Raw genomic sequence first — 25,955 nt, 5'->3', positions numbered from 1 at the left:
AGGGCGGCGGAGCCGGGTCTACTCCGCCCAGGCGAGCAGACGCGAGAGCCCCCACGTCGTCACGATCCGCGACGCGGGGATCCCCGCACGCTCCGCACGCTCGGCGCCGTGGTCCAGCAGTGAGAGCTGACCGGGAGCATGAGCATCCGAATCGATGGAGAACAGGCATCCCGCCTCCAGGGCGATCGCGATCAGCTCATCCGGCGGATCCTGACGCTCGGGCCGGGAGTTGATCTCGACGGCCACTCCGTTGTCGGCGCAGGCGGAGAAGACCGCTGCCGCATCGAATGCCGACTGCGGGCGCGTGCCCCGCTCGCCCTGTACGAGTCGACCTGTGCAGTGTCCGAGCACGTTCACCCTCGGGTGCGACACCGCGGCGATCATCCGCGCGGTCATCGGACGCGAGTCCATGCGCAGCTTGGAGTGCACCGATGCCACGACGATGTCGAGTTCGCCGAGCAGGGCCTCTTCCTGGTCGAGTGTCCCGTCGTCGAGGATGTCCACCTCGATGCCGGCGAGAAGGGTGAAACCGTCACCGGATTCCGCACGGACCAAGGGCACCTGCTCGCGCAGCCGCTCTGCGGAGAGCCCCCTGGCCACCCGAAGGCGCGGCGAGTGATCGGTGATCGCCTGATACTCGTGCCCGAGGGCGCGTGCAGCAGCAGCCATCACGGAGAGCGGAGTCGTTCCATCGGACCAGTCGGTATGCGCGTGCAGGTCGCCGCGGAGCTTCGCGCGAAGCTCGGAGACACGCTCGGGTTCGACATCTCCCCGCAGCTCGACGAGGTAGTCGGGAACCTGCCCCGCCTGAGCCTGACGGATCACCGCGAACGTCGACTCGCCGATGCCCTTCGCCGCACGCAGTCGGGTGGGATCGGCGCGGACGTCGTCGGGAAGGTCCTGCAGAGTCGCCGCGGCCTGACGAAATGCCTTCGCTCGATACCGCGACGCCCGCTCACGCTCCAGCAGAGAGGCGATCTCCAGCAGCGCGTCGACGGGGTCCACGGTCACTCCTTCGGAGCAGCCAGTTCGCGACTCACCGAGATCCACTGGTCGAGCTTCGCCAGGGCGCGACCGTCGTCGACCGCCGCCGAGGCCTTGTCGTAGCCTTCACGCAGGCGCTCCAGGATCGGCCGCTGCACCTGAGTGGCATCCTGCGAGAGCTCGAAGGCGACGATGCCCGCCGCGGCGTTGAGCAGCACGATGTCACGCACGGCGCCGGTCTCCCCCGCCAGAGTGCGCCGGAGCACCTCCGCATTGTGCTGGGGCGAGCCGCCGATGAGGTCGGCGAGATCGGCGATCGGGATGCCGAGGTCGCGGGGATCGAGGTCGTGCTCGTGGATGTCCCCGCGGGTGACCTCCCAGATGCGACTGTGTCCGGTGGTGGTCAGCTCGTCGAGTCCGTCATCGCCACGGAACACGAGCGCCGTCGCACCACGTGTACGGAACACACCCGTGATCAGCGGGACGCGCTCGATCTGCGCGACGCCGACCGCGTTGGCCTCGGCACGAGCGGGGTTGCACAGCGGTCCGAGCATGTTGAAGACGGTCGGCACTCCCAGCTCCGCCCGCACGGGCCCGGCGTGCTTGAAGCCCGGGTGGAAGGCTCCTGCCCAGGCGAAGGTGATGCCGGTGCGGTCGAGGATGGATGCGACGGCGGCAGGGTCGAGGGACAGCTCGAGCCCGAGGGCTCCCAGCACGTCGGAGGACCCGGAGGCGGAGCTCGCCGCACGATTGCCGTGCTTGACCACGGGCACACCCGTCGCTCCGATGATGATCGCCGCCGTGGTCGAGACGTTCACCGTGCCGACACGGTCACCGCCGGTGCCGACGATGTCCAGCACGTCGGGTGAGACAGGAAGGGGCACCGCAGCCTCGAGGATCGCATCGCGGAAACCGACGATCTCATCGATCGTCTCCCCCTTCGCACGGAGGGCTACGAGGAAGCCCGCCAACTGCGCTTCGGTGACGCCTCCCTGCATGATCTGGCGCATGGCCCATGTGGACTCCCACACACTGAGATCACGGCGCTCCAACAGAGAGGTGAGCACGTCGGACCAGGTCAGGGAATCAGCCATGTGTGCGATCCTATCGGCGCAGAGAAAACATGCAGATGCTTCCGAACGCACGTGCACAGCGCCCTCACCCCTTGTTTCCCGCGGATTCACCGGGTATTCGCAGTGTTTTCTTAGGGTCCCCTAAGTCCAAGGCAGGGTATTCGAGGGCCGCCGGTGCAAGAATCACGCCCGCGGATCGGCCATAATGGAGGGGTGACGACCTCAGCGACGTATGCCCCGGCGGCGAGAACGATTAAGCGGCCCAACCCGGTAGCTGTCGGCACCATTGTGTGGCTCGGCAGTGAGGTGATGTTCTTCGCGGGACTCTTCGCGATCTACTTCACCCTCCGCAGCACCTCCCCGGAGCTGTGGGCAGACCGGACAGAGCTGCTGAACGTCCCGTTCGCCGCAGTGAACACTGCGATCCTCGTGCTCTCCTCGTTCACGTGCCAGATGGGCGTGTTCGCGGCGGAGGACCTGCAGCCCTACAAGATCGGCAAGGGACAGAAGAACGGCGCCGGGCGCCGTCGCCTGTTCGGCTGGGGAATGGTCGAGTGGTTCTTCCTCACCTTCGCCCTCGGCGCGATCTTCGTCTCCGGCCAGGTCTGGGAGTACGCCCAGCTGGTCGCTGAAGGCATGCCGATCAGCGCCGACTCCTACGCTTCCGCGTTCTACCTGACGACCGGCTTCCACGCCCTGCACGTCACCGGTGGTCTGGTCGCGTTCCTGCTCGTCATCGGCCGTGCATACGCCGTCAAGAACTTCCGGCACAAGGAGGCGACCTCCTCGATCGTGGTGTCCTACTACTGGCACTTCGTCGACGTCGTCTGGATCGTGCTGTTCCTCGTTATCTACTTCCTGAAATAAGAGCGGAGCTGATCCCCGAGATGGCACGAGAGAAGAAGCGCCGTTCCGGCGGTCGTCGCAGCCCTTTGGCGGCAGCGGCGCTCATCGGAGCAGGCCTCATGATCACCGGCGCTGTGTACGCCGGAGCGTCCGCCGCGTTCGCTGCGTCCGACACCCAGTCGGCCGCGACCTCGCAGTTGACCGTCGAAGACGGCAAGAAGCTGTTCACGGCAAACTGCGCCACCTGCCACGGTCTCGACCTGCAGGGAACGGCCAACGGCCCCAGCCTCTACGGCGTGGGCGAGCTGGCAACCGAGTTCCAGCTGTCGACCGGTCGCATGCCCCTGCAGATGCAGGGACCGCAGGCACCGCAGAAGGCACCGCAGTTCACCGAGGACCAGATCCTCGCGATCTCGTCCTTCGTCCAGTCCGAGGCACCCGGCCCGACCTTCCCGTCGGACCACATCCTCGACGGCAAGGGTGACGTCTCCAAGGGCGCGGAGCTGTTCCGCGTCAACTGCGCGATGTGTCACAACGTGGCCGCCGCCGGTGGAGCGCTCACCGAGGGCAAGTACGCCCCCGGACTCAGCGAGACCAGCGCACTGCACATGTACGCGGCCATGGTCACCGGTCCGCAGAACATGCCCGTCTTCGGCGACATGAACCTGTCCGACGAAGACAAGCGCGACATCATCTCGGCGCTGCTCTTCCAGCAGCAGTCCGTGCAGATCGGCGGATTCTCGCTGGGCTCGCTCGGACCGGTCTCCGAGGGCCTGTTCGTGTGGATCTTCGGTATCGGCGCACTCGTCGCCGTCACCGTGTGGATCACGGCGAAGTCCAACTGACGCTTAATCATCGAAGAGGAACGTACGAGGAGCACCATGGCACACGACGACGACTCGCAGGCTCTTGACAGGGCCTACCAGCCCTCTCCGGGGCTGGGTGTCGCAGTCAGCGATCCCGTGCAGAACCCCGGGCTTCCGCCGCACCGCGAGCGGATGACCGACAAGGACCCGCGCGCTGAGAAGGCCGCTGTCCGCACTGTCTACACGCTGTTCTACCTCTCGCTCGCCGGCAGCATCTGGGCGGTCGCCGCCTACATGCTGTTCCCGATCGAGAGCGGCGCGCTCATCGACATCCGGCAGAACAACCTCTTCATCGGTCTCGGCATCGCCCTCGCGCTGCTGGCCCTCGGTATCGGTGCGATCCACTGGTCCAAGGCGCTCATGTCCGACAAGGAGTTCATCGAGCACCGCCACCCCACCCGTGGCACGGACGCCACGCGGGAAGCTGCCATCAAGGCCTTCTCCGACGCGAACGAGGAGTCCGGCTTCGGTCGTCGCTCGATGATCCGCAACTCGCTGTTCGCAGCGATCGTCGCCTCGATCATCCCCGGCGTGACGCTGTTCCGTGGCCTGGCGCCGCACTCCACTCCGGAGGACCCCACGGCGGGCGACCCGGTCGTGCTGCTCAAGCACACGATGTGGGAAGAGGGAGCGCGCCTGGTGCGCGACCCCGACGGCACCCCGATCCGCGCCGCTGACGTCACGCTCGGATCCGCGTTCCATGTGATCCCGGAAGAGCTCGCGACGCTGAGCCACCACGACGGCTACCTCGAGGAGAAGGCCAAGGCCATCGTGCTGATGATGCGCCTGCGCCCCGAGCAGCTGATCGAGGCCGAGGACCGCAAGGACTGGTCCTACGACGGCATCGTCGCCTACTCCAAGGTCTGCACGCACGTCGGATGCCCCGTGGCACTGTACGAGCAGCAGACCCACCACCTGCTGTGCCCGTGCCACCAGTCGCAGTTCGACGTCACGGACCACGCAAAGGTCATCTTCGGCCCGGCGGCACGTCCGCTGCCGCAGCTGCCCATCACCGTCGATGACGAGGGCTACCTGATCGCACGCAGCGACTTCACGGAACCCGTCGGCCCGAGCTTCTGGGAGCGCCATTGAGCACCGCAACGCTGTCCAAAGACGACAACGACACCAAGGCACCTCTCGGCGGCCGCTTCGTCGGTGCCGCGTCGAACTACATCGATGAGCGCACCAGCCTCTCCGGCTTCGTCAAGGAGCTCGGACGCAAGATCTTCCCCGACCACTGGTCGTTCATGTTGGGTGAGATCGCGCTGTGGAGCTTCGTCGTCGTGTTCCTCTCCGGAACCTTCCTGACGTTCTTCTTCGACGCGTCGATGGTCGAGACCCACTACACCGGCGCCTACGCGCCGATGCGTGGAATCGAGATGTCCGCAGCGCTGGAATCGTCGCTGCACATCTCCTTCGACCTCCGAGGCGGTCTGCTGGTCCGTCAGATCCACCACTGGGCCGCGCTGGTGTTCATCGCCGGAATCGGCGTGCACATGCTCCGCGTGTTCTTCACAGGTGCGTTCCGCAAGCCGCGTGAGCTCAACTGGGTGATCGGCTTCATCCTCTTCATCCTCGCGATGGCAGAGGGCTTCACCGGCTATTCGCTTCCCGACGACCTGCTCTCGGGCAACGGTCTTCGCATCATCGACGGCATGATCAAGGGCCTCCCCCTGATCGGCACCTGGACCTCGTTCCTCCTCTTCGGCGGCGAGTTCCCCGGTACCGACATCGTCGGACGCCTGTACACGCTGCACATCCTGCTGCTGCCCATGCTCGTCATCGCACTGATCGTGGTGCACCTGATGCTCATGATCATCAACAAGCACACGCAGTTCGCCGGCCCCGGCCGCACGAACGACAACGTCGTGGGCTACCCGATGATGCCGGTGTACATGTCGAAGATGGGCGGATACCTGTTCATCGTCTTCGGCACCATCGTGCTGATCGCGACCTTCTTCCAGATCAACCCGATCTGGAACTACGGACCGTACGACCCGTCCCCCGTCTCCGCCGGCACGCAGCCGGACTGGTACATCGGCTTCGCCGACGGCGCCCTGCGTCTGGCACCGTCGAACTGGGACATCGTCTTCCTCGACCACACCTGGTCGTTCGGCATCATCGCGCCGGTCCTCGTGCTCGGTCTGTTCATCGTGCTCGTCGCGATCTACCCCTTCATCGAGGCGTGGGTTACGGGCGACAAGCGCGAGCACCACATCGCTCAGCGCCCGCGCAACGCCGCGACGCGCACGGCGATCGGTGTGGCCGGTGTCATCTTCTACGCGGTCCTGTGGGCTGCAGCCTCGTCCGACCTCATCGCGACGCACTTCATGCTCACGATGGAAGGCGTCATCCACACGCTGCAGGCGATGCTCTTCCTGGGCCCGATCCTCGGCTACTTCGTCACGAAGCGCATCTGCATCGCGCTGCAGAAGAAGGACCGCGAGATCGTGCTGCACGGCTTCGAGTCCGGTCGCATCGTCCGCCTTCCCGGCGGAGAGTTCATCGAGGTGCACCAGCCGGTCGACAAGTACGACCGTTGGAAGCTCATCGACGTCGACACGTACGAGCCGCTCGTGGTGCGCCCGAACGCGAAGGGACGTATCCCGTGGACGGAGAACCTCCGCTCCTCGATCTCCCGCTGGTTCTTCGAAGACCGCCTGGCACCGCTCACGCAGGCCGAGGTCGAGGCAGCAGACGCTCACCAGCACCACGTCACGGCTCATAACGACGAGACCGAGGCCGCGGAGATCCAGGGCGCTCACGAGCGCGCAGGATTCCCCGACGCCCCGCTCACGGTCGATGAGACGCACGTCGACGAGACGCCGAACACCCCCAGCACGGTCATCGCGACCGAGCCGGTGAAGAAGCCTCGCAAGAAGTCGGAGGAGGGCGAGTAGTCGCCACTCCCCCATCTGATGAAGGCCTCGTCCATACGGACGGGGCCTTCATCGTTAGTCCCCGAATGAGAGGATCCACCCATGTCATCCGCCGTCGAGCTGATCCGCGCCACCTCCCTCGCCGACACTCCGTACGCCTACGCCGCGACCGCACCGGCGGGATCCCGGCTCATCTTCCTCGCCGGAGCGTGCCCTCTGAACGATGACGGCACGACCGCGGCACCAGGCGACTACGCGGCCCAGGCGGCGCGCTGTGTGGAGACCCTGCAGGCGGCGCTCGATGTCGCCGGCGCCACCCTCACGGATGTCATCAGCACTCGGGTCCTGGTGGCGTCCTCCGCCCAGGCCGACCTCGTGACGGCCTGGGACGTTGTCCACGCCGCTTTCGGCGCTCACGACGTCCCCAGCACCCTTCTGGGAGTCACCGTGCTCGGCTACGACCACCAGCTCGTGGAGATCGAAGCGATCGCCGCCGTCACCGACTGATCATGGACATCGTCATACGCCCTTCCACGCCGAGGGACGATGCGCTGACAGAACAGATCGAGCTCACCGCCGATGCCCTGCTCATCGACCTGTTCGGCGCCGTCTCTTGGCCTCCCCCGGCGCCGGCACATGATCGTGCAGCGTCACCGGGGTTCGTCCTGGTCGCCGAGCTCGCCGACGACGTCGCGGCACCGATCGTCGTCGGCTTCGTCCACGTCCTCGAGATCGACGGACACGCTCATCTCGAACAGCTCTCGGTACTCCCCTCGTTCGGACGTCGTGGCATCGGTCGTCAGCTCGTCACGGCCGCACTGGCGGAGGCGCGGCGACGCGGCCACACCCACGTCACGCTGCGCACCTACACCGACGTGCCCTGGAACGCACCGTTCTACGGTTCGTGCGGCTTCGTCGAGAGCGAGCCCGACACGGCAATGCTCCGAGAGCTCGTACTCGTCGAAGAGCGTCTGGGACTCTTCGAGCACGGCCCTCGCGTGCAGATGACCGCCACGCTCTGAGCGGTCGGCGCTCCGAGCACCCTCACAAGCTCTGTCCGACTGTCGTTGACGGCAATCGGACGCCGCGCGACCGGAATCCGCTGGAGACGACGACGCCGCCTTCCTAGGCTGAGGTCATGATCGATCGCGCTGACTTCTTCGCTGCCAAGCTGGCCTATGAGACAGACCCCAGCGACGTCCATGCCGCGCTGGAGTCCGGCGAGAGCATCGTCGTCGTCGATGTCCGGTCGGGCGCAGCCTGGGCGCAGGGCCGCGTCGTCGGCGCCGTGCACATGCACTACAGCGAGATATCCTCACGTGCGCCGGCGGAGGTGCCGAAGGACGCTGACGTCGTCGTCTACTGCTGGAGTCCCGGATGCAACGCCGGTGCGAAGGGCGCGCTCGAGTTCGCCCGTCTCGGCTACCGTGTCCGCGAGATGATCGGCGGTTTCGAGTACTGGGTCAGAGAAGGGTACGCGGTCGAGGACGCGGATGGCGTCCATCACCGTCCGGTCGATCCGCTGACCGGCATCCCCCGCATCCGTACCCGCGCCTGATCACGGCGCCGTCCGCACACGAAGAAGGCCCCCGGAGGAATCCGGGGGCCTTCGTCGATGAGGCAGTATCAGCGGGCGAAGTTGCCGCGGTAGTACTCGTACACCCAGCCGACGATGGCGACCACGAAGATCGCGAGACCGATCGGCAGAAGGAAGTGTCCGACGGCGAGGCCGACGACGAAGACTCCCGCCGAGGCCGCCAGCACGATCGGCCACCAGGACCACGGGCTGAACTCGCCCAGCTCCGGGTCACCGTCATCGATGTCGGAGGTCAGGATGTCTTCGGGAAGCTCACCGCGCTGAGCCTTGTGCGTGCGATCGAGGTAGAACGCGATCATGGCTCCCATGAAGGCACCGAAGAACAGGGCGACCGTTCCGACCCACTCGATCCGCATGGCGAAGTTGTCCGCCGGCGTGGCCAGGATGTGCCAGCCGGTGTACACCACACCGACGAGGGCGAAGAACGCCGTCAGGATCCACCAGAGAATGACATTGTCGCGCATGACTTAGTGGGCCTCTCGCTCGCCGGGAGCCGTCGTAGCGAACTCGGCGGCTTCGGGGTGATTCAGATCGAACGCAGGACGCTCGCTGCGGATGCGCGGGATCGACGTGAAGTTGTGTCGCGGCGGCGGGCAGGAAGTCGCCCACTCGAGCGATCCGCCGTAGCCCCACGGGTCGTTGACCGTGACCTTCGGAGCCTTGCGCGCCGTGATCCAGACATTCAGGAAGAAGGGCAGCATCGAGGCGCCGAGGATGATCGCACCGATCGTCGAGACCTGGTTCTGCCAGGTCCAGCCGTCTGCCTCCGAGTAGTCGGCGTAGCGACGCACCATGCCGTCCACGCCCAGCCAGTGCTGGATGAGGAAGGTCATGTGGAAGCCGATGAACAGCAGCCAGAAGTGCACGTAGCCGAGGCGCTCGTTCAGCATGCGTCCGGTCCACTTCGGCCACCAGAAGTAGAAGCCGGCGAACATGGCGAACACGACAGTTCCGAACACGACGTAGTGGAAGTGAGCGACGACGAAGTACGAGTCGGAGAGAGCGAAGTCCAGCGGCGGAGCCGCGAGGATGACGCCGGTCAGACCGCCGAAGACGAAGGACACGAGGAAGCCGAGCGAGAACACCATCGGAGTCTCGAATGTCACGGACCCTCGCCAGAGCGTACCGATCCAGTTGAAGATCTTCACACCCGTCGGCACGGCGATGAGCATGGTCATCAGCGCGAAGAACGGAAGCAGGACCGAGCCCGTCACGTACATGTGGTGAGCCCACACCGCGACCGAGAGCGCCGCGATGGCGATCGTCGCGTAGACGAGGGTCTTGTAGCCGAAGATCGGCTTGCGGCTGAAGACCGGGAAGATCTCGGAGACGATGCCGAAGAACGGCAGCGCGATGATGTACACCTCAGGGTGACCGAAGAACCAGAACAGGTGCTGCCAGAGCAGGACGCCACCGTTGGCGGGGTCGTAGATGTGAGCACCCAGGATGCGGTCTGCCGCTGCAGCGAAGATGGCGGCTGCGAGAACGGGGAACGCCATCAGGATGAGCAGGCTCGTGATCAGCGTGTTCCACGAGAAGATCGGCATGCGCCACATCGTCATGCCGGGCGCACGCATCGTGATGATCGTCGTGATGAAGTTCACGGCACCGAGGATCGTTCCGAAACCGGAGATGCCGAGGCCGACCATCCAGAGGTTTCCGCCCGCCCCCGGCGAGAAGGATGCTCCTGCCAGCGGCTGATAGGCGAACCATCCGAAGGAGGCCGCGCCCTGCGGGGTCAGGAAGCCGGCGACCGCGATGGTGGAGCCGAAGAGGAAGAGCCAGAACGCGAAGGCGTTCAGACGCGGGAAGGCGACGTCGGGAGCACCGATCTGCAGCGGCAGGATGGCGTTGGCGAAGCCGGCGAACAGCGGCGTCGCGAACATCAGCAGCATGATCGTGCCGTGCATCGTGAACAGCTGGTTGTACTGCTCCTTCGTCGGGATGATCTGCATGCCCGGCGCGAACAGTTCGGCACGGATGACGAGTGCCATCACACCGCCGAGCAGGAAGAACATCACCGAGGCGATCAGGTACATGTACCCGATGGTCTTGTGGTCCGTGGAGGTGATCCACTTGACGACGATGTTGCCCTTCTGCTCGACCCGCGAGGAGCTCATCAGAGCAGCCTGGCGTGCAGGCAGGGTGTTAGGACGCGAGCGGGGAGACTCGTCGGTACGGGGAGCTTCTGTGGTCGACATGGCTTACTCCCCTCCTTCCTCGGTGTCGGTCTTCGGGGTCGTTCCCGGGAGGTTCGAGAGACGGTCGTAGGCGCCGGTGATGTCACCGGTGTTGCCCTGCTCCTCGAGCGACGCGAGGTAGGAGTCGTACTCGCTCTGCGAGACGACCTTCACGTTGAAGAGCATCATCGAGTGGTACTCGCCACAGAGCTCGGCGCACTTGCCGGCGTACTCGCCCTCTCGCGTCGGGATGAACGACCAGGAGTTGTCCTTCCCGATGAACATGTCCTTCTTGTAGAGGAAGTCGATGATCCAGAAGGAGTGGATGACGTCACGGGACTGAAGGTTGATCGTCACCTTCTTGTCGACGGGCAGCACCAGCGTCGGCAGCTGCGCCTGGTCGATGTTGCCGTCCTTGTCGGGCTGGGCCTGGATGCCCATGGTCCACACGGCGTCGGAATTGTCCTTCTCATCGCCGTCGTACTGGAAGTCCCACGCCCACTGCTTCGCGATCGCGGTGATCTCGACATCGGGCTCGTCCCACTTGGCTTCGATCTCGGTCTGATCACGAGCCGTGAAGAAGAACATCCCCAGCACGAGGATGAGCGGCACGATCGTGTAGAAGATCTCGATCGGCATGTTGTAGCGCATCTGCACCGGAAGACCGGTCTGACCCTTGCGGCGGCGGTAGGCGATCGCAGCCCAGGCCATCAGGCCCCAGGTGATGATGCCGACGGCGAGAAGCACGATCCAGGAGTTCACCCAGAGCGAGGAGACGCGCTCGGTCTGGTTGGTGGCTGCGGGGCCACCCTCCACGAAGCCCGGAAGAAAGCCGTTCAGCTCGGTGGGAGAGCATCCCGCCAGGGCCAAGGCTGCCGCAACTCCCACAGGGAGGGCGGCCCAACGAAGGCTGCGTTTCGAGGGCACGATGCACCTTTCAGATCGCGAACAGAGCACACCCAAGTCTAGGGCAACCTCACACCTGATTCATGCCATCCACGCAGGTTCCGGAACCAGAACGGCCGTCGTCACCAGTGGTGACGACGGCCGAGTCGGCGAAGCGAGGGTCAGTGGAAGCTGTCGCCACACGCGCAGCTGCCCGCTGCGTTGGGGTTGTCGATCGTGAACCCCTGCTCGGAGATGGTGTCCTTGAAGTCGATCGCCGCTCCGTCGAGGTACGGGACGCTCATGTTGTCGATGATGACCTCGACACCGTCGAAGTCGACGGTCTCGTCGCCCTCGAGGTAGCGCTCGTCGAAGTAGAGCTGGTAGATCAGCCCCGAACACCCGCCCGGCTGCACGGCGACGCGCAGACGCAGGTCATCGCGGCCTTCCTGCTCGAGGAGGTTCTTGACCTTCGTGGCGGCAGCGTCGGTCAGGGTGACGCCGTGTGCGCGGGTGGTCTCTGGGGAGAGTGTGGTGTCGCTCATGTCGCTCCTTGTGACGGGCCGCAGGTGCACGGCTTCTCGGACGATTCTACCGCCGCAGATGCGGGGAGGCTCAGAGTTCTGCGGCATTCATGCGAGCGAGCAGCAGCGCCTCGGTCGCGACCGCGTGGCGGAAGGTGTCCAGGTGCAGCGACTCATTCGGGCTGTGTGCGCGCGAATGCGGGTCCTCGACACCCGTGACGAGGATCTGTGCGGCGGGGAATTCCCGCACCAGGTCGGCGATGAACGGGATCGATCCGCCCACGCCCAGGTCCACCGGAGGCACCCCGTACCCGTCGCGCATCGCATCGCGGGTCAGCGAGACCGCCCAGCCGCTGGTGTCCACGAGGAACCCGTCGCCGAGGTCGACATCCGAGAAGGTGAGCTCGGCACCGAACGGCGCGTGTGCGCTGAGGTGGCGCTCCAGGGCCTCGTACGCGTCCTGGCCGCTCTGGCCAGGAGCCACGCGAGCGCTGATCACGACGGTGACCTCGGGGAGCAGCGTATTGGAGGCTGCCGCCACGCTGGTGGCGTCGATCCCGATCACCGTGACCGACGGTTTGTTCCAGATCCGGCTGAGGATGCTGCCGTCTCCGATGGGAGTGGTACCGGGAAGGAGTCCCGCCTCGTCCCGCAGCGTCGCCTCGGTGTAGTCGGGGGTGGGCGCGTCGCGCTCGGTCATCCCCTCGACCGCGACCGAGCCGTCGGCGTTCCAGAGCGTGGACAGCAGCGTGACGGTCGCCATCATCGCGTCGGGTACGGCGCCGCCGAACATTCCGGAGTGCGAGGCGTGGTCCAGGGTGCGCACGCGCATCGTGAACCGGGCGTTGCCGCGGAGCGAGACGGTGAGACCGGGAGTCACGGAGTCCCAGTTGCCCGAGTCGGCCACGACGATGGCGTCGGCGCGGAGAGCATCCTTGTTGTCGGAGAGGAACTGGGCGAACGAACGGGACCCGTACTCCTCCTCCCCTTCGATGAACATCGCGATGCCGAGGTCGAGGTCATCGCCGAGCACCTCGCTCACCGCGCGGATCGAGGCGATATGCGACATGATGCCGGCCTTGTCGTCGGCCGCGCCGCGCCCGTAGAGACGCCCGTCGCGCACCGTCGGCTCGAACGGCGGGGTCTCCCAGAGGGCATCGTCGCCCGGAGGCTGCACGTCGTGGTGGGCGTACAGAAGGATCGTGGGCTTGCCGTTGCGGGCCGCGCGCGTGGCGAGGACAGCGGGCTGCCCCTGCTCGTCGGTGCCGGGGATCGCGGCGCGGAGCACGCGCACCTCGTCGAAGACTCCGGTGCCAGACGCCAGCGCGGCCACGGCTTCCGCGCTGCGCTCCAGCTGGGTCTGATCGAACGCGGGCCAGGCCATCCCCGGAATGCGCACGAGGTGTCCGAGGTCCGACAGCGCTGACGGGATCCCGGTCGCCACCGCCTCGAGGACGGCGGCATCGGACTCACGGGGAGGAACAGGAGAGGTCATGCGAGTAATCTTAAGGTGATCCCCCGCCGGCGAACCGAGGAACTCCGTGTCCACTACCCCTACCTCCCCTTCCACGAACGACGACACCCCCGAGACGACTGCCGTCGGCAAGGGGCGCGCGACGCCGACCCGTGCGGAGCAGGAGGCAGCTCGTCGCCGCCCCCTGGTCGCCAACACCAAGGAGGCGAAGGCGGCCGCGAAGGCGGAGCTCAACGAGCGTCGCGCACGAGCGCAGGCCGGCATGGCCGCCGGCGAGGAGAAGTACCTCCCGGTCCGCGACAAGGGCCCGCAGCGCCGCTGGGTCCGCGACTACGTGGATGCGGGCTGGCACCCGGCCGAGTTCGTGATGGGCGTGATGGTCCTGGTCATCCTCGCCTCGCTGGTGCCGGCGAACACGGTCATCTCGTTCTACGCATACATCGTGATGATGGGTTACCTCGTCATCGCGATCGGCGGCATGATCCTGCTCGGCATGCGCGTCAAGCGCAAGGCCGCGGCGAAGTTCGGCAAGGAGCGTCTCGAGCGCGGTCTGGGCTGGTACGCCGCGATGCGCGCCCTGCAGATGCGATTCATGCGTCTGCCGAAGCCGCAGGTCAAGCGCGGCCAGTACCCCGACTGATCAGTCCCCTGTTGATCTCCCGGCCCCAGAACGGGCCGCGGTACAGGAAAGCGGTGTAGCCCTGCACGAGGGTCGCACCGGCCGCAAGGCGCTCCTGCACGTCGGATGGCGTCTCCACTCCCCCGACGGCGATCACGCAGAAGTCGGCGGGAACGGCTTCGCGCACGACGCGAAGGACTTCGAGCGAGCGCTTCTTCAGCGGTGCACCGGACAGTCCTCCCGCGCCCGCCGCCTCGACCGTCTCGGCATCCGTGAGCAGACCGTCTCGACTGATGGTGGTGTTGTGCGCGATGATTCCCGCGAGTCCCTCGGCGACGGCCATCTGGGCGATCGCCGTGATCTCCTCGTCGGGGAGATCCGGTGCGATCTTGACGAGCAGCGGGGTCGCGCCGGAAGCCTCTCGAACGGCGCGCAGCAGCGGAGCCAGCGTCTCCACCGCTTGCAGTCCTCGCAGTCCCGGAGTGTTCGGCGACGACACGTTGACGGCCAGGTAGTCCGCGAGCGGAGCGAGCCGCGTCGCCGAGGCCACGTAGTCCGCCGTCGCATCCTCGACCTCGACCACACGGCTCTTGCCGATGTTGACCCCGATGATCGTGTCGGGCGCGCCGCGCCGCAGGCGGGCGAGCCTGCGCGCCGCCGCATCCGCTCCGGCGTTGTTGAAGCCCATCCGATTGATCACGGCGCGATCCGCGATGAGACGGAACAGCCGCGGCTTCGGGTTCCCCTCCTGGGCTATCGCGGTCACGGTGCCGACTTCCACATGTCCGAAGCCGAGAGCGGCGAGTCCTCGCACGCCGACCGCGTTCTTGTCGAAGCCCGCGGCGACGCCGAACGGCGAGGGGAAGGTGAGACCGAGCGCCTCGACGCGCAGCGAAGGGTCAGGGCGCGTGATCGCGCGCGTGGCCCACGAGAACGGAGGCACACCGAGCACGCGGATCACCGCCATGCCGGCGTGGTGGGCGAACTCGGGATCGAAGCGCGAGAGGACAGCGCGGAAGAGCAGCGGATACATCCCTGCCAGATTACCGCTCCTCGGACTCCCGCTTCGTGTGGTCGGCGCGCAGATCGGTGATCGCGGCCTCGAAATCCTCGAGCGAATCGAAGGCCTGATAGACGCTGGCGAAGCGCAGGAACGCGACCTCATCGAGGTCACGAAGCGGACCGAGGATGGCGAGACCGATCTCGTTGGTGTCGAGCTGCGACACCCCTGTCTGTCGGACGGCCTCCTCCACGCGCTGTGCGAGCACCGCGAGGTCTCCCTCCGTCACCGGGCGCCCTTGGCAGGCCTTCCGCACACCCGTGATGACCTTCTCCCGACTGAACGGCTCCATCACGCCGGAACGCTTGATCACGTTGAGACTCGCGGTCTCGGTCGTCGTGAAACGCCCGCCGCACTCCGGGCACTGTCGACGACGCCTGATCGAGAGCCCGTCGTCGCTCGTGCGTGAATCGATGACGCGGGAGTCGGGGTGCCGACAGAAGGGGCAGTGCATCTGACCGATCCTACGCGGTGAAACGGGCCTCGATCGCTTCACCGTGCGCGGGAAGCACCTCGGTGTCGGCGAGAGCGACGACCCCGGCACGCACGGCCGCCAGCGCAGCCCTGTCGTAGGAGATCACCTGCTGCGGTCGAAGGAATGTGTACGAGCCGAGCCCGGGAGCATAGCGAGCCTGTCCCCCGGTCGGCAGCACATGATTGCTGCCCGCCATGTAGTCACCGAGGCTCACCGGCGTCTGGTCGCCGACGAAGACGGCTCCGGCGCTGGTGAAGTCGGCGGCTGCCTCTTCGGCATCCACGAGGTGCAGTTCGAGGTGCTCCGGCGCATAGGCATTGCTGAACGCCGTGGCCATGGCCCTGTCGTCGACGAGGACGATGGCGGACTGAGGCCCCGACAGCGCGGCGGCGACGCGTTCGCTGTGCCGGGTGATAGCGGCGATGCGCTGCACCTCGACGGCGACCTGTTCTGCGAGCTCGGCCGCGTCGGTCACCAGGACGGCGGACGCCTGCTCATCGTGCTCGGCCTGGCTCACGAGGTCGGCGGCGATGAGACGCGGATCCGCATGTGCATCGGCGACAACGAGGATCTCCGTCGCTCCGGCTTCCGAGTCGGTGCCGACGACGCCGGCGACGGCACGTTTGGCCGACGCGACATAGTTGTTGCCCGGCCCGGAGACGACATCGACCGGATCGAGGCCGAGCGACGGCACGCCGTAGGCCAGAGCGCCGATCGCGCCGGCACCGCCCATCGCGTAGACCTCGGTCACACCCAGCAGCGCTGCCGCCGCGAGAATGGTCGGGTGGATTCTTCCACCCTGATCTGCCTGCGGCGGCGAAGCCAGGGCGATCTCCTGGACGCCGGCGACCTGCGCGGGGACGACGTTCATGATCACGCTCGACGGGTAGACGGCCTTGCCGCCGGGAATGTACACGCCCACGCGGTGGACCGGTTGCCAGCGCTGTGTGATGACTGCTCCCTCGCCGATCCTGGTGACCTGCGTGGCGGGGACCTGCGCGGCGGAGGCGAGACGGACTCGGCGGATCGCCTCCTCGAGCGCGCTGCGCACCTCGGGAGCGAGTTCTGCGAGAGCCGTGGTGATGTGCTCGGCAGGCACGCGCACGGCGTGGTCCGTGACCGCGTCGAAACGCTCGGCCTGCTCGCGAAGAGCGGTCTCGCCGCGGTCACGCACGTCCTCGACGATGCGTGCGGCAGTGTCGAGTGCTTCGGCACGCGCCTGGGTCGCCCGGGGTACTGCGGCGAGCATGCCGGCGGGCGAGAGCTCGCGCCCTCGCAGATCGATGGTGCGCATTTCAGCCCTTCGTGATGTCGGAGATGTCGTGGAGGTAGCCGATCCGTCCGTCGTCATGTCGGACGACGAACGCTCCCCCACGGTCCTCGATCACGAGAGCCCAGGCGTTCGGACCGATACGGAAAAGCGGTTCGCCCCGCTCGTCGTGGACGTCGCGCTCAGAGGGCGCGAGGATCCAGAACGGCTGTGCCACGGCGGCGGTCTCGCGCGGGTTCGTCGCCTCGAGATCGGCATCGGTCACGCCCTCGAGCAGCAGCGGCGCAGACTCTTCCTCGACCGCGCCCGTCTCGTAGGTCGCGGCCGTCTCCAGCAGGGACTCGATGCTTCCGGTGTCCGAGACGATCTCCGGCTCCTGTCCACGGGAACGGCGCGAATAGGCCGGGACATACCCCTCGTCGGTGCTCGCCTGCTCGGTACCGATGCCGCCGCCCGAGGCGTGCGCCGTCAGCGGCACCTGTGCAGCCAGGTCGAATCGGGCGATCTCGTCGGTCGCCTGCTGACCCGATGCCTCGTCGTCGAGCGCGACGACGAGGGGGGATGCGGAGCCGTCCGCGATGACGCCTGTCGGGCTCTCGGCGTGTGCCTCGGGCGCGGCGGAGGATGCCGCCGCGACGGATGTCTCGACGGAGCCTTCGGAGGCTTCCGGGACCGGCACGGGTTCGGGACGCGGTCTCGCGATGACGGGGCGCACCGGATTCGCATTGCGGTGGGCGAGAGTCACCAGGCGACCGTGGAAATCTTCCTTCAATCCCGGGATGATCGGGGCGAAGACCGTGAGGACGACGAGAGCCAGGGAGGTGATGACCATGGCCACACCGTTCCACGGGAAGCTCCAGTTCCCGGTGGACACCGCAGCGGAGATCGCGAGCCAGAGGCTGCCGGCCCAGACCGTCGCCGACACGGAGAAGGCGACCGAGGCGAACTGATCGATGCCGAGCGAACCGACCCGGCGGATGCCCTCGGGCGAGAATCGGCGCAGCACCAGCAGGAAGACGGCGACCGTCGGGAGCGCGACCGGGAGCACCCATTGGATGCCGACACTCCACAGCGAGAGGTCGCCGATCAGCGGGAAGAACGAGAACACGAACGACAGCAGCCAGACGCCGACGATGAGCAGCTCCCGCAGCGTGAATCCGAGGATGCCGAACTCAGGGGTGACCTCTTCGTCGTACAGGACACCGTCATCGTCGCCGAAAACCTCGTCCTCGGGTTCTGCTTCGGGGAGATCCGTGCTCATGCGTGGTCCTTTCGTCACAGGGCTCGACGGGGTGATTCGTCGTGCTGCCGACGGCTCACGATCCTACCCCGCTCACCCGAGGCAGGTGGGTCCGAGCAGTGACTTGAGGTCACCGAACAGATCCGCGGACACCTTGACCGGCATGGGCACTTCGAAGACCTTCGCCGTGCCGCCACGGTGCACGCGAAGCAGTACCTCGGTGTCGCCGTTGTGCCGCCGCAGCACTTCCGCGAGCTCCATCATCACGCGCTCGGTTGCTCTCTGCTCGGCCAGGACCAACGCCAGAGGGCCGGCAGCATCGAAGGAGCCCACATCGGGTGCGAATGCGGACTGCGCATGGAGGTTGAGCCCGTCGTCGCGCCGGGATACCCGCCCGCGGACAGCGAGGATCGCGTCCTGCTGCAGCGTGTGCTGGAACTCGGTGTAGGTCTTTCCCATGAACATCACGGTGACCTCGCCGTTGAAGTCCTCGACGGTGATCATGCCGTAGGGATTTCCACTCGCCTTGGCGACACGATGCTGCACGCTGGTCACGAGGCCGGCCACCGTCACCTGGTCGCCGTCCTGGAGGTCTTCGGAGTTGTTGAGGTCATGGATCGAGATCGATGCGTGCTTCGCGAGCGGGACCTCGAGCCCCGCCAGAGGGTGGTCCGACACATAGAGGCCGAGCATCTCGCGCTCGAAGGCGAGCTTGTCCTTCTTGACCCACTCGGGACGCGCGGGGACCTTCGCCGGGGCCGCCTCGTCCATGCCGTCATAGAGACTGTCGAAGTCGAATCCGATCGCGCCCTGTGCTTCGTTGCGCTTGCGGTCGACTGCGGCCTCCACCGCATCTTCGTGCACCTCCATGAGCGCGCGACGGGAGTCGCCCATCGAGTCGAAGGCACCGGCCTTGATCAGCGATTCGATGGTGCGCTTGTTCGACACGTGCAGCGGCACTTTGTCGAGGAAGTGATGGAACGAGGTGAAGCGCTCATCCTTGCGGGCCTGCACGATGCCTTCGACGACGTTGCTGCCGACATTGCGCACAGCCCCCAGGCCGAAACGGATGTCGTCGCCGACGGCGGCGAAGAAGTTGATCGAGTCGGACACATCCGGCGGGAGCACCTTGATGCCCATGCGGCGGCACTCGTTCAGGTACAGCGCCATCTTGTCCTTGGAGTCGCCGACGCTGGTGAGCAGCGCGGCCATGTACTCGGCGGGATAGTGCGCCTTGAGGTAGGCCGTCCAGTAGGACACGAGGCCGTATGCGGCGGAGTGCGCTTTGTTGAAGGCGTAGTCCGAGAACGGCAGCAGGATGTCCCACAGCGCCTTGATGGCCGCCTCACCGAAGCCTCGCTCGGTCATGCCGCCAGCGAAGCCCTCGTACTGCTTGTCGAGCTCGGACTTCTTCTTCTTGCCCATCGCGCGGCGCAGGATGTCTGCCTGTCCGAGGCTGAACCCGGCGACCGCCTGGGCGATCGCCATGACCTGCTCCTGGTAGATGATGAGCCCGTAGGACTCCTCCAGGATCTCGGCGAGCGGCGCTTCCAGCTCGGGGTGGATCGGGGTGATCTCCTGCACCCCGTTCTTACGCAGCGCGTAGTTCGTGTGCGAGTTGGCACCCATGGGGCCTGGTCGATACAGGGCGATGAGTGCTGAGATGTCACCGAAGTTGTCAGGCTTCATCAGGCGCATGAGCGAACGCAGTGGCGGGCTGTCGAGCTGGAAGACGCCCAGGGTGTCACCACGGGCGAGCAGCTGATACACGCCGGGGTCGTCGAGGCCGAGATGTTCGAGATCGAGCTCTTCGCCACGGTTCGTGCGGATGTTGTCGAGCGCATCCGAGATGATCGTGAGGTTGCGGAGCCCCAGGAAGTCCATCTTGATCAGGCCGAGGGATTCGCACGACGGGTAGTCGAACTGCGTGACGATCTGCCCGTCCTGCTCGCGTCGCATGATCGGGATGATGTCGAGCAGCGGATCCGACGACATGATCACGCCGGCGGCATGCACGCCCCACTGGCGTTTCAGTCCCTCGAGACCCAGCGCGCGGTCGAAGACCGTCTTCGCCTCGGGATCCGTCTCGATCAGTGTCCTGAACTCGCTCGCCTCCTTGTACCTCGGGTGCGCGGAGTCGAACATGCCGTCGAGGGGCATGTCCTTGCCCATCACGGGCGGCGGCATCGCCTTGGTGAGCCGCTCCCCCATGCTGAACGGGAAGCCGAGCACACGGCCGGCATCCTTCAACGCCTGCTTGGACTTGATCGTTCCGTACGTGACGATCTGCGCGACGCGCTCGGATCCGTACTTCTCCGTGACGTAGTCGATGACCTCGCCGCGGCGCCGGTCATCGAAGTCGACGTCGAAGTCGGGCATGGAGACACGGTCGGGGTTGAGGAAGCGCTCGAAGATGAGTCCGTGCTCGAGCGGGTCGAGGTCGGTGATCTTCATCGCGTAAGCGACCATCGAGCCGGCACCGGAGCCACGGCCCGGCCCCACGCGGATGCCGTTGTCCTTCGCCCAGTTGATGAAGTCGGCGACGACGAGGAAGTACCCGGGGAAGCCCATCTGCAGGATGATGCCGGTCTCGTACTCGGCCTGCTTGCGCACCTTGTCGGGGATGCCGCCGGGATACCGGTAGTGCAGGCCCGCCTCGACCTCCTTGATGAGCCAGCTGTCCTCGGTCTCGCCGTCGGGAACCGGGAAGCGCGGCATGTAGTTGGCCGAGGTGTTGAACTCGACCTCGCAGCGCTCGGCGATCAGCAGCGTGTTGTCGCAGGCCTCGGGGTGGTCGCGGAACAGCTGGCGCATCTCGGCCGCGGTCTTGATGTAGTACCCGTCGCCGTCGAACTTGAACCGGTTCGGGTCGTCCATCGTCGAGCCCGACTGCACGCACAGGAGCGCCTCGTGCGCGTCGGCCTCGTGCTGATGCGTGTAGTGCGAGTCGTTGGTGGCGACCAACGGGATGTTGAGGTCTTTCGAGAGCCGCAGCAGATCGGTCATCACGCGCCGCTCGATCGACAGCCCGTGGTCCATGATCTCGGCGAAGTAGTTCTCCTTGCCGAACAGGTCTTGGAACTCGGCCGCCGCGGCGCGCGCGGCGTCGTACTGCCCGAGACGCAGGCGTGTCTGGATCTCACCGGAAGGGCAGCCGGTGGTCGCGATCAGTCCCTTGGAGTAGGTCTGCAGCAGCTCGCGGTCCATGCGCGGCTTGAAGTAGTAGCCCTCCATGCTCGAGCGGGAGCTGAGCCTGAACAGGTTGTGCATGCCCTCGGTGCTCTGACTCCACATGGTCATGTGGGTGTAGGCACCGGAACCCGAGACGTCGTCGCTCTTCTGGTCGGGCGAGCCCCACTGCACACGCGTCTTGTCACTGCGGTGCGTGCCGGGAGTGACATAGGCCTCGAGCCCGATGATCGGCTTGACACCCGCGGCATTGGCCGCCTTGTAGAACTCGAAAGCCGCGAAAGTGTTGCCGTGATCGGTCACGGCGATGGCCGGCATCTTGTAGTCGGCGGCCGCCTGGGTCATCGCATTGATCTTCGCCGCACCGTCGAGCATCGAGTACTCGCTGTGCACGTGCAGGTGGACGAAAGAGTCGGATGCCATGCCTTCGATTCTACGGCGGGGCCCCGACACCGGAGGTCGGTGTCAGGGCTCCCTGCCGGGTCGCTACCCCCGGGGCGCGGAGTCCACGACGGACGTGTGCACCGCCGTGATGGAGTCGACAGTGTCACCTGCGGGCCCGCCGCTTCCGTAGTCCTCCGCGATCGAGTCGATGAGCCCCTGATCGGTGTCGATCACCATCGTCGTCGTCCGGTGGCCGGGGACGACGTACTCCGACGTTGCCGTCGAACCCTCCTCTGCCACCACCTGGAATCCCGGGATCAGGGCGATCGCGAGGAAGAACGCCGAACGCCGACTCGACGTCCGTGTCGAAGTCCGCGCGTCTGCGGAACGCGACGAGGAACGTCTCGCTCAAGACGTCCTCGGCCGCATGCCGACCTATCCGATACGTCGCGAACGCATTGACCGCGCGCGCATGTCTGTCGAAGAGCTCGGCGAACGCCGCCGGCTGCTGGAGAGATCGCTGGATGATCTCGCTGTCTGTGGTCACGCTATGTATTGGCCGTGGGCCGTCGAGCGGTTCACGCCTTCTTCGACGACGTCGTCGATGCGCCCAGATCGAGCCGCATCAATACCCGGGGGAACCCATCGAGGACCGACCCCGTATCCGCCGCCTTCACGAAGCCTGCGCTCTCGAAAAGCGCGCGCGTACCGACGTAGGCCATGGTCGGGTTCACCTTCTCCCCACCGTTGTCGACCGGATACCCCTCGATGGCGGACGCACCGCGCTCCCTCGCGTACGCGACGGCGCCGTCGATCAATGCGTGGGAGATGCCCTGCTTGCGGTAGCCCGGGCGCACGCGGAAGCACCACAGCGACCACACATCGAGGTCATCGATGTGCGGGATCAGCCGATTTCGAGCGAAGCTCGTCTCCCGTCGGGGATGCACGGCGGCCCACCCGACCGGTTCGTCGTCGAGATACGCGACCACACCGGGCGGAGGGTCCTGATGGCACAGCTCGCGCACGCGGTCGGCGCGAGCACTCCCCTTCAGCGCCACGTTCTCCTTGCTGCCGATGCGATAGCTGAGGCAGAAGCAGACATTCGATGACGGGTTCTTCGGCCCGACGAGCGTGGCTACGTCGTCGAACACCGTCGCCGGTCGAACCTCGATGGTCATGCGCCCAGTGTTGCGCACATCACGGACATCGTGTCGGCGCAGCACTGTCTACTCGCCTCGAAGCACATCCAATGCGTGACGGAAGTCCTCGGGGTACGGGGATTCGAACTGCACCCAGTCCCCCGTCGTCGGGTGGGCGAAGGCGAGCTGGTGCGCGTGCAGCCATTGGCGGGTGAGCCCCAACCGCGCCGACATCGTCGGGTCGGCTCCGTAGAGCGGGTCGCCGACGCAGGGGTGACGGTGCGCCGCCATGTGCACGCGGATCTGGTGGGTGCGTCCTGTCTCGAGGTGGATCTCGAGCAGCGAAGCGCCGGGAAAAGCCTCCAGCGTCTCGTAGTGCGTGACCGAGGGCTTGCCTTCGGGGACCACTGCGAACTTCCAGGAGTGATTCGGGTGACGTCCGATGGGTGCATCGATCGTCCCCGCGAGCGGATCGGGATGCCCCTGGACGACCGCGTGGTAGATCTTCTCGACGGTGCGGTCTTTGAAAGCCTGCTTCAAGACGGTGTACGCGTGCTCGGACTTCGCCACGACCATCAGACCACTGGTGCCGACATCGAGTCGGTGCACGACACCCTGACGTTCCTGGGCACCGCTGGTCGCGACGCGGAAGCCTGCGGCGGCCAGAGCGCCGACGACCGTGGGGCCCTCCCATCCGACTGACGGATGCGCGGCGACGCCAGTCGGCTTGTCGACCACGATGATGTCGTCATCGTCGTAGACGATGCCCAGTTCGGGCACCGCGATGGGAACGATCCTCGGCGCCTCCTTCGGCTGCCACTCGATGTCGAGCCAGCCGCCGCCGCGCAGACGGTCCGACTTGTCGAGCGTCACGCCGTCGAGTCTCACTCCGCCGGCAGCGGCGACGTCGGCGGCGAAGGTGCGGGAGAAGCCCATCAGCTTCGCCAGCGCCGCGTCGACCCGCGCACCATCCAAACCGTCGGGGACGGGAAGCGACCGCGACTCCACGGTCAGCGCCCTTCGGGTGCGGGAGTCGCACCCTCCGAGGGCGCATCGTCATCGGACGCACGCAGCGGCGCGGAATCGCCTGCGTCGACCATCTCGTCGTCGGTTTCCGTTCCCACGACAGCGGCCGCAGCCGCCGCCTCGGCTTCTGCCTCGGTCTCGACGATCTCGTGATCGCGCTCCCGCGTGCCGTCGAAGCGGAGGCCGAACACGACCAGCAATGCCACGGAGATCATGCCCGTGACGATGAAGATGTCCGCGACGTTGAAGATCGCCGGCATCATCCACGGCATCGAGATCATGTCGACGACATGCCCCACCGGGAAACCGGGCTCACGGAGGAGACGGTCGCTCAGATTGCCGAGCACCCCGCCCAGAAGGCAACCGAGGACGACCGCCCACAGCCGCGACTTGAGTCCGAACGCCTTCCAGACGATCACGCAAGCCACGACGGCGAGGGCGATCGTGAAGATCCAGGTGACCTCGGAGCCGAGGGAGAACGCCGCTCCGGGATTGCGGACGTAGTACAGCTGAAGGAACTCCCCCAAGACCGGAACCGGCTCCTGATACGGAAGGTTCTCGATCGTGAGGTGCTTCACAAACTGATCGGCGGCCAGTACGAGCGCTGCGAGAATCGCAACGACCGCACCGGCCGCCGACCGACGAAGGGGACGGCGTCCTGACAAGAGGGCGCCTTACAGACCGATCGCGGAAACGGGCGTCGAGTCCGTGGAGGTCGACTTCTCGTCGAGCTCGCGGAGCTGACCCTCGATGTAGCCGCGCAGCTGCGAGCGATAGTCGCGCTCGAAGTTGCGGAGCTCGGTGATACGAGCCTCGAGCGTGTTGCGCTCGCGCTCGAGTCGGGCCGACTCCTCGCGCTGCTTGGCCTCGGCCTCGGTGCGGATGCGGGCGACCTCGGTCTCGGCCTCGGCGATGAGCGCGTTGCGCTTCGCCTCACCCTCGGCGACGTGCTCGTCGTGCAGACGCTGTGCGAGTTCGATGATGCCGGCGGTCGCGGTGGCGGAGCCGGTCGGAGCGGGCTCCGCAGGAACCTCGGCGACAGGGGCGGCGGCCGGAGCCTCGGCGGCAGCGGGAGCGGCGGCTTCAGGAGCAGCACCGGACTCGTATGCGGCCAGCTTGGCCTTCAGCTCGACGTTCTCTTCGAGGGCCTTGCGCCACTCGATGACGATCTCGTCGAGGAAGTCGTCGACCTCGTCCGGGTCGAAGCCGTCCTTGAAGCGGACGTGCTGGAACTGCTTGGTGACGACGTCATCCGGGGTAAGTGCCATGGGTGGCTCCTCTTTCGATGAGTTCGATTGCCAGTATCGATGTATGGCGTGGTCGTGATGTGGCGCGAACCCGGGGCGCGCACCTGGGTGCCAGCATAGCCCCCGCGCATTGGCGCCGCGATGTCACGACACCCAGAGTGGGCGAAGTGGTCGAGGTCCGATCGGGAGACACGCCTGGATTTCAGCGGATGAACAGCCCGACGACGTTCATCAGAATCAGAACGATCAGAAGGGTGAGCGTGAACCCGAAATCAAGGGAGAGCGAACCGATCCGCAGCGGCGGGATGATCCGCCGGAAGAACCGGATGGGCGGATCGGTGAGCGTGTAGACCGCCTCGGCAGCCACCAATCCGAAACCCTTGGGACGCCACTCCCGATTGAACATCGGGATGTAGTCCAGGATCAGGCGCGCGAAAAGCACGAAGACGTACAGGAGGAGCACCAGATGGACGATGCTCGCGAGAACGGAGACCAGCTGCACGGGCTACGACTGGTCGAAGCCCGCAGACTCGGCGTCTGCGTGTGCGATGCCCCCGTGACCCGAGACGGCGATGTTCTCCGGCGACAGCAGGAACACCTTCGAGGTCACGCGCTCGATACGGCCGTAGAGACCGAGAGAGAGCCCGCTCGCGAAATCGATGAGGCGACGCGCGTCGGCGTCGCTCATCTGGGAGAGGTTGATGATGACCGGGACGCCCTCGCGGAAGCTCTCCGCGATCAGCTGGGCGTCGCGGTACTGCTTCGGGTGGACGGTGAGAATCTCGTTCACGGCTCCTGCAGACGGCTGGCGGACGGCGACGGGGCGACGAAGCGGCGTGACGGGGGCCGGTGCCGGCTCCTCGCGGTCACGGTCACGTTCGCGGTGGGCGCGGGCGGGAGCCTGCGTCTCCTCCTCGTAGACCTCTTCTTCATCGGCGAGGCCGAGATACACCATGGTCTTCTTCAGCGGGTTACCCATCGTGTCCTCCGGTTCGAAC

The 25,955-nt window shown here is 66.2% G+C and carries 27 protein-coding genes; 8 read left to right on the top strand and 19 right to left on the bottom strand.

Translation table 11 applies throughout. From position 1 onward, the window contains the following. Positions 1 to 18: 18 nt before the first annotated feature. Both D514_RS30990 and trpD read right to left on the bottom strand, forming a co-directional pair. Positions 19 to 1,005 carry a PHP domain-containing protein gene (locus tag D514_RS30990; protein ID WP_031206008.1) on the bottom strand — a complete coding sequence of 329 codons (987 nt, stop codon included), beginning with the start codon at positions 1,003 to 1,005 and terminating at the stop codon, positions 19 to 21. 2 nt (positions 1,006 to 1,007) lie between these two features. Next, positions 1,008 to 2,078 (bottom strand): anthranilate phosphoribosyltransferase, encoded by a 1,071-nt coding sequence (trpD, locus tag D514_RS30985; RefSeq protein ID WP_017830258.1) that lies wholly within the window; start codon positions 2,076 to 2,078, stop codon positions 1,008 to 1,010. 288 nt (positions 2,079 to 2,366) lie between these two features. Here trpD and D514_RS30980 point away from each other — a divergent pair, with 288 nt between their 5' ends. From D514_RS30980 to D514_RS30950, 7 genes are all read left to right on the top strand, one after another. After that, a complete protein-coding gene (locus D514_RS30980) occupies positions 2,367 to 2,924 on the top strand; it encodes a heme-copper oxidase subunit III (RefSeq protein WP_227751204.1) in 558 nt (185 codons plus the stop codon). Between the two features lie 20 nt (positions 2,925 to 2,944). After that, a complete protein-coding gene (locus D514_RS30975; protein WP_017830256.1) occupies positions 2,945 to 3,748 on the top strand; it encodes a c-type cytochrome in 804 nt (267 codons plus the stop codon). A gap of 36 nt (positions 3,749 to 3,784) precedes the next feature. Further along, positions 3,785 to 4,861 (top strand): ubiquinol-cytochrome c reductase iron-sulfur subunit, encoded by a 1,077-nt coding sequence (locus D514_RS30970; RefSeq protein ID WP_017830255.1) that lies wholly within the window; start codon positions 3,785 to 3,787, stop codon positions 4,859 to 4,861. Then, a complete protein-coding gene (locus D514_RS30965) occupies positions 4,858 to 6,669 on the top strand; it encodes a ubiquinol-cytochrome c reductase cytochrome b subunit (protein ID WP_017830254.1) in 1,812 nt (603 codons plus the stop codon). The genes D514_RS30970 and D514_RS30965 overlap by 4 nt, the downstream gene beginning before the upstream one ends. A gap of 81 nt (positions 6,670 to 6,750) precedes the next feature. Further along, positions 6,751 to 7,155, top strand: coding sequence for a RidA family protein (locus D514_RS30960; protein ID WP_017830253.1), 405 nt, complete (start codon positions 6,751 to 6,753; stop codon positions 7,153 to 7,155). A 2-nt stretch (positions 7,156 to 7,157) separates the two neighbouring features. Further along, on the top strand, positions 7,158 to 7,670 hold the full coding sequence (locus D514_RS30955) for a GNAT family N-acetyltransferase (protein WP_017830252.1): 513 nt from the start codon (positions 7,158 to 7,160) through the stop codon (positions 7,668 to 7,670). Positions 7,671 to 7,786: 116 nt separating this feature from the next. Then, positions 7,787 to 8,206 carry a rhodanese-like domain-containing protein gene (locus D514_RS30950; protein ID WP_017830251.1) on the top strand — a complete coding sequence of 140 codons (420 nt, stop codon included), beginning with the start codon at positions 7,787 to 7,789 and terminating at the stop codon, positions 8,204 to 8,206. A gap of 68 nt (positions 8,207 to 8,274) precedes the next feature. Here D514_RS30950 and D514_RS30945 read toward each other — a convergent pair whose 3' ends face one another. From D514_RS30945 to D514_RS30925, 5 genes are all read right to left on the bottom strand, one after another. Continuing rightward, positions 8,275 to 8,709: a cytochrome c oxidase subunit 4 gene (locus D514_RS30945; protein ID WP_017830250.1), complete on the bottom strand. Its 435-nt coding sequence runs from the start codon at positions 8,707 to 8,709 to the stop codon at positions 8,275 to 8,277. 3 nt (positions 8,710 to 8,712) lie between these two features. Then, positions 8,713 to 10,365 carry a cytochrome c oxidase subunit I gene (ctaD, locus tag D514_RS30940; protein WP_127482208.1) on the bottom strand — a complete coding sequence of 551 codons (1,653 nt, stop codon included), beginning with the start codon at positions 10,363 to 10,365 and terminating at the stop codon, positions 8,713 to 8,715. Positions 10,366 to 10,449: 84 nt separating this feature from the next. Beyond that, complete coding sequence (gene coxB / locus D514_RS30935; protein ID WP_029258335.1) at positions 10,450 to 11,352, bottom strand: cytochrome c oxidase subunit II; 903 nt, start codon at positions 11,350 to 11,352, stop codon at positions 10,450 to 10,452. A gap of 140 nt (positions 11,353 to 11,492) precedes the next feature. Next, positions 11,493 to 11,855: an iron-sulfur cluster insertion protein ErpA gene (gene erpA / locus D514_RS30930; protein ID WP_017830247.1), complete on the bottom strand. Its 363-nt coding sequence runs from the start codon at positions 11,853 to 11,855 to the stop codon at positions 11,493 to 11,495. Positions 11,856 to 11,925: 70 nt separating this feature from the next. Next, positions 11,926 to 13,329 (bottom strand): dipeptidase, encoded by a 1,404-nt coding sequence (locus tag D514_RS30925; RefSeq protein ID WP_017830246.1) that lies wholly within the window; start codon positions 13,327 to 13,329, stop codon positions 11,926 to 11,928. 46 nt (positions 13,330 to 13,375) lie between these two features. Here D514_RS30925 and D514_RS30920 point away from each other — a divergent pair, with 46 nt between their 5' ends. Next, entirely contained in the window at positions 13,376 to 13,948 is a 573-nt protein-coding gene (locus D514_RS30920; RefSeq protein WP_017830245.1) for a DUF3043 domain-containing protein, read from the top strand. On the opposite strand, the gene D514_RS30915 is transcribed toward D514_RS30920, so the two are convergent. From D514_RS30915 to D514_RS30865, 12 genes are all read right to left on the bottom strand, one after another. Then, complete coding sequence (locus D514_RS30915; protein WP_017830244.1) at positions 13,923 to 14,960, bottom strand: quinone-dependent dihydroorotate dehydrogenase; 1,038 nt, start codon at positions 14,958 to 14,960, stop codon at positions 13,923 to 13,925. The genes D514_RS30920 and D514_RS30915 overlap by 26 nt on opposite strands. A 10-nt stretch (positions 14,961 to 14,970) precedes the next feature. Continuing rightward, a complete protein-coding gene (gene nrdR, locus D514_RS30910; protein ID WP_017830243.1) occupies positions 14,971 to 15,441 on the bottom strand; it encodes a transcriptional regulator NrdR in 471 nt (156 codons plus the stop codon). A gap of 10 nt (positions 15,442 to 15,451) precedes the next feature. Further along, positions 15,452 to 16,756: a histidinol dehydrogenase gene (gene hisD / locus D514_RS30905; protein ID WP_017830242.1), complete on the bottom strand. Its 1,305-nt coding sequence runs from the start codon at positions 16,754 to 16,756 to the stop codon at positions 15,452 to 15,454. A gap of 1 nt (position 16,757) precedes the next feature. Next, positions 16,758 to 17,993, bottom strand: coding sequence for a hypothetical protein (locus D514_RS30900; RefSeq protein ID WP_017830241.1), 1,236 nt, complete (start codon positions 17,991 to 17,993; stop codon positions 16,758 to 16,760). A gap of 72 nt (positions 17,994 to 18,065) precedes the next feature. Next, a complete protein-coding gene (gene dnaE / locus D514_RS30895; protein WP_017830240.1) occupies positions 18,066 to 21,584 on the bottom strand; it encodes a DNA polymerase III subunit alpha in 3,519 nt (1,172 codons plus the stop codon). 63 nt (positions 21,585 to 21,647) lie between these two features. Then, positions 21,648 to 21,845: a hypothetical protein gene (locus D514_RS39000; RefSeq protein ID WP_186004861.1), complete on the bottom strand. Its 198-nt coding sequence runs from the start codon at positions 21,843 to 21,845 to the stop codon at positions 21,648 to 21,650. 278 nt (positions 21,846 to 22,123) lie between these two features. Next, complete coding sequence (locus D514_RS30885) at positions 22,124 to 22,723, bottom strand: GNAT family N-acetyltransferase (protein ID WP_017830238.1); 600 nt, start codon at positions 22,721 to 22,723, stop codon at positions 22,124 to 22,126. A gap of 48 nt (positions 22,724 to 22,771) precedes the next feature. Continuing rightward, positions 22,772 to 23,692 carry an RluA family pseudouridine synthase gene (locus tag D514_RS30880; RefSeq protein ID WP_031206001.1) on the bottom strand — a complete coding sequence of 307 codons (921 nt, stop codon included), beginning with the start codon at positions 23,690 to 23,692 and terminating at the stop codon, positions 22,772 to 22,774. A gap of 2 nt (positions 23,693 to 23,694) precedes the next feature. Further along, positions 23,695 to 24,375: a signal peptidase II gene (gene lspA / locus D514_RS0119510; RefSeq protein ID WP_081603915.1), complete on the bottom strand. Its 681-nt coding sequence runs from the start codon at positions 24,373 to 24,375 to the stop codon at positions 23,695 to 23,697. Positions 24,376 to 24,384: 9 nt separating this feature from the next. Further along, a complete protein-coding gene (locus tag D514_RS30875; RefSeq protein ID WP_017830235.1) occupies positions 24,385 to 24,978 on the bottom strand; it encodes a DivIVA domain-containing protein in 594 nt (197 codons plus the stop codon). Between the two features lie 181 nt (positions 24,979 to 25,159). Continuing rightward, complete coding sequence (locus D514_RS30870; protein ID WP_017830234.1) at positions 25,160 to 25,459, bottom strand: YggT family protein; 300 nt, start codon at positions 25,457 to 25,459, stop codon at positions 25,160 to 25,162. A gap of 3 nt (positions 25,460 to 25,462) precedes the next feature. Continuing rightward, entirely contained in the window at positions 25,463 to 25,936 is a 474-nt protein-coding gene (locus D514_RS30865; protein WP_017830233.1) for a cell division protein SepF, read from the bottom strand. Positions 25,937 to 25,955: the final 19 nt, after the last annotated feature.

The organism is Microbacterium sp. UCD-TDU (assembly GCF_000340625.1).
GTDB classification, from domain to species: Bacteria; Actinomycetota; Actinomycetes; order Actinomycetales; family Microbacteriaceae; genus Microbacterium; species Microbacterium maritypicum.
Note: the sequence above shows the minus strand (reverse complement) of the source record. Positions and strands in the feature narration are given on the sequence as shown.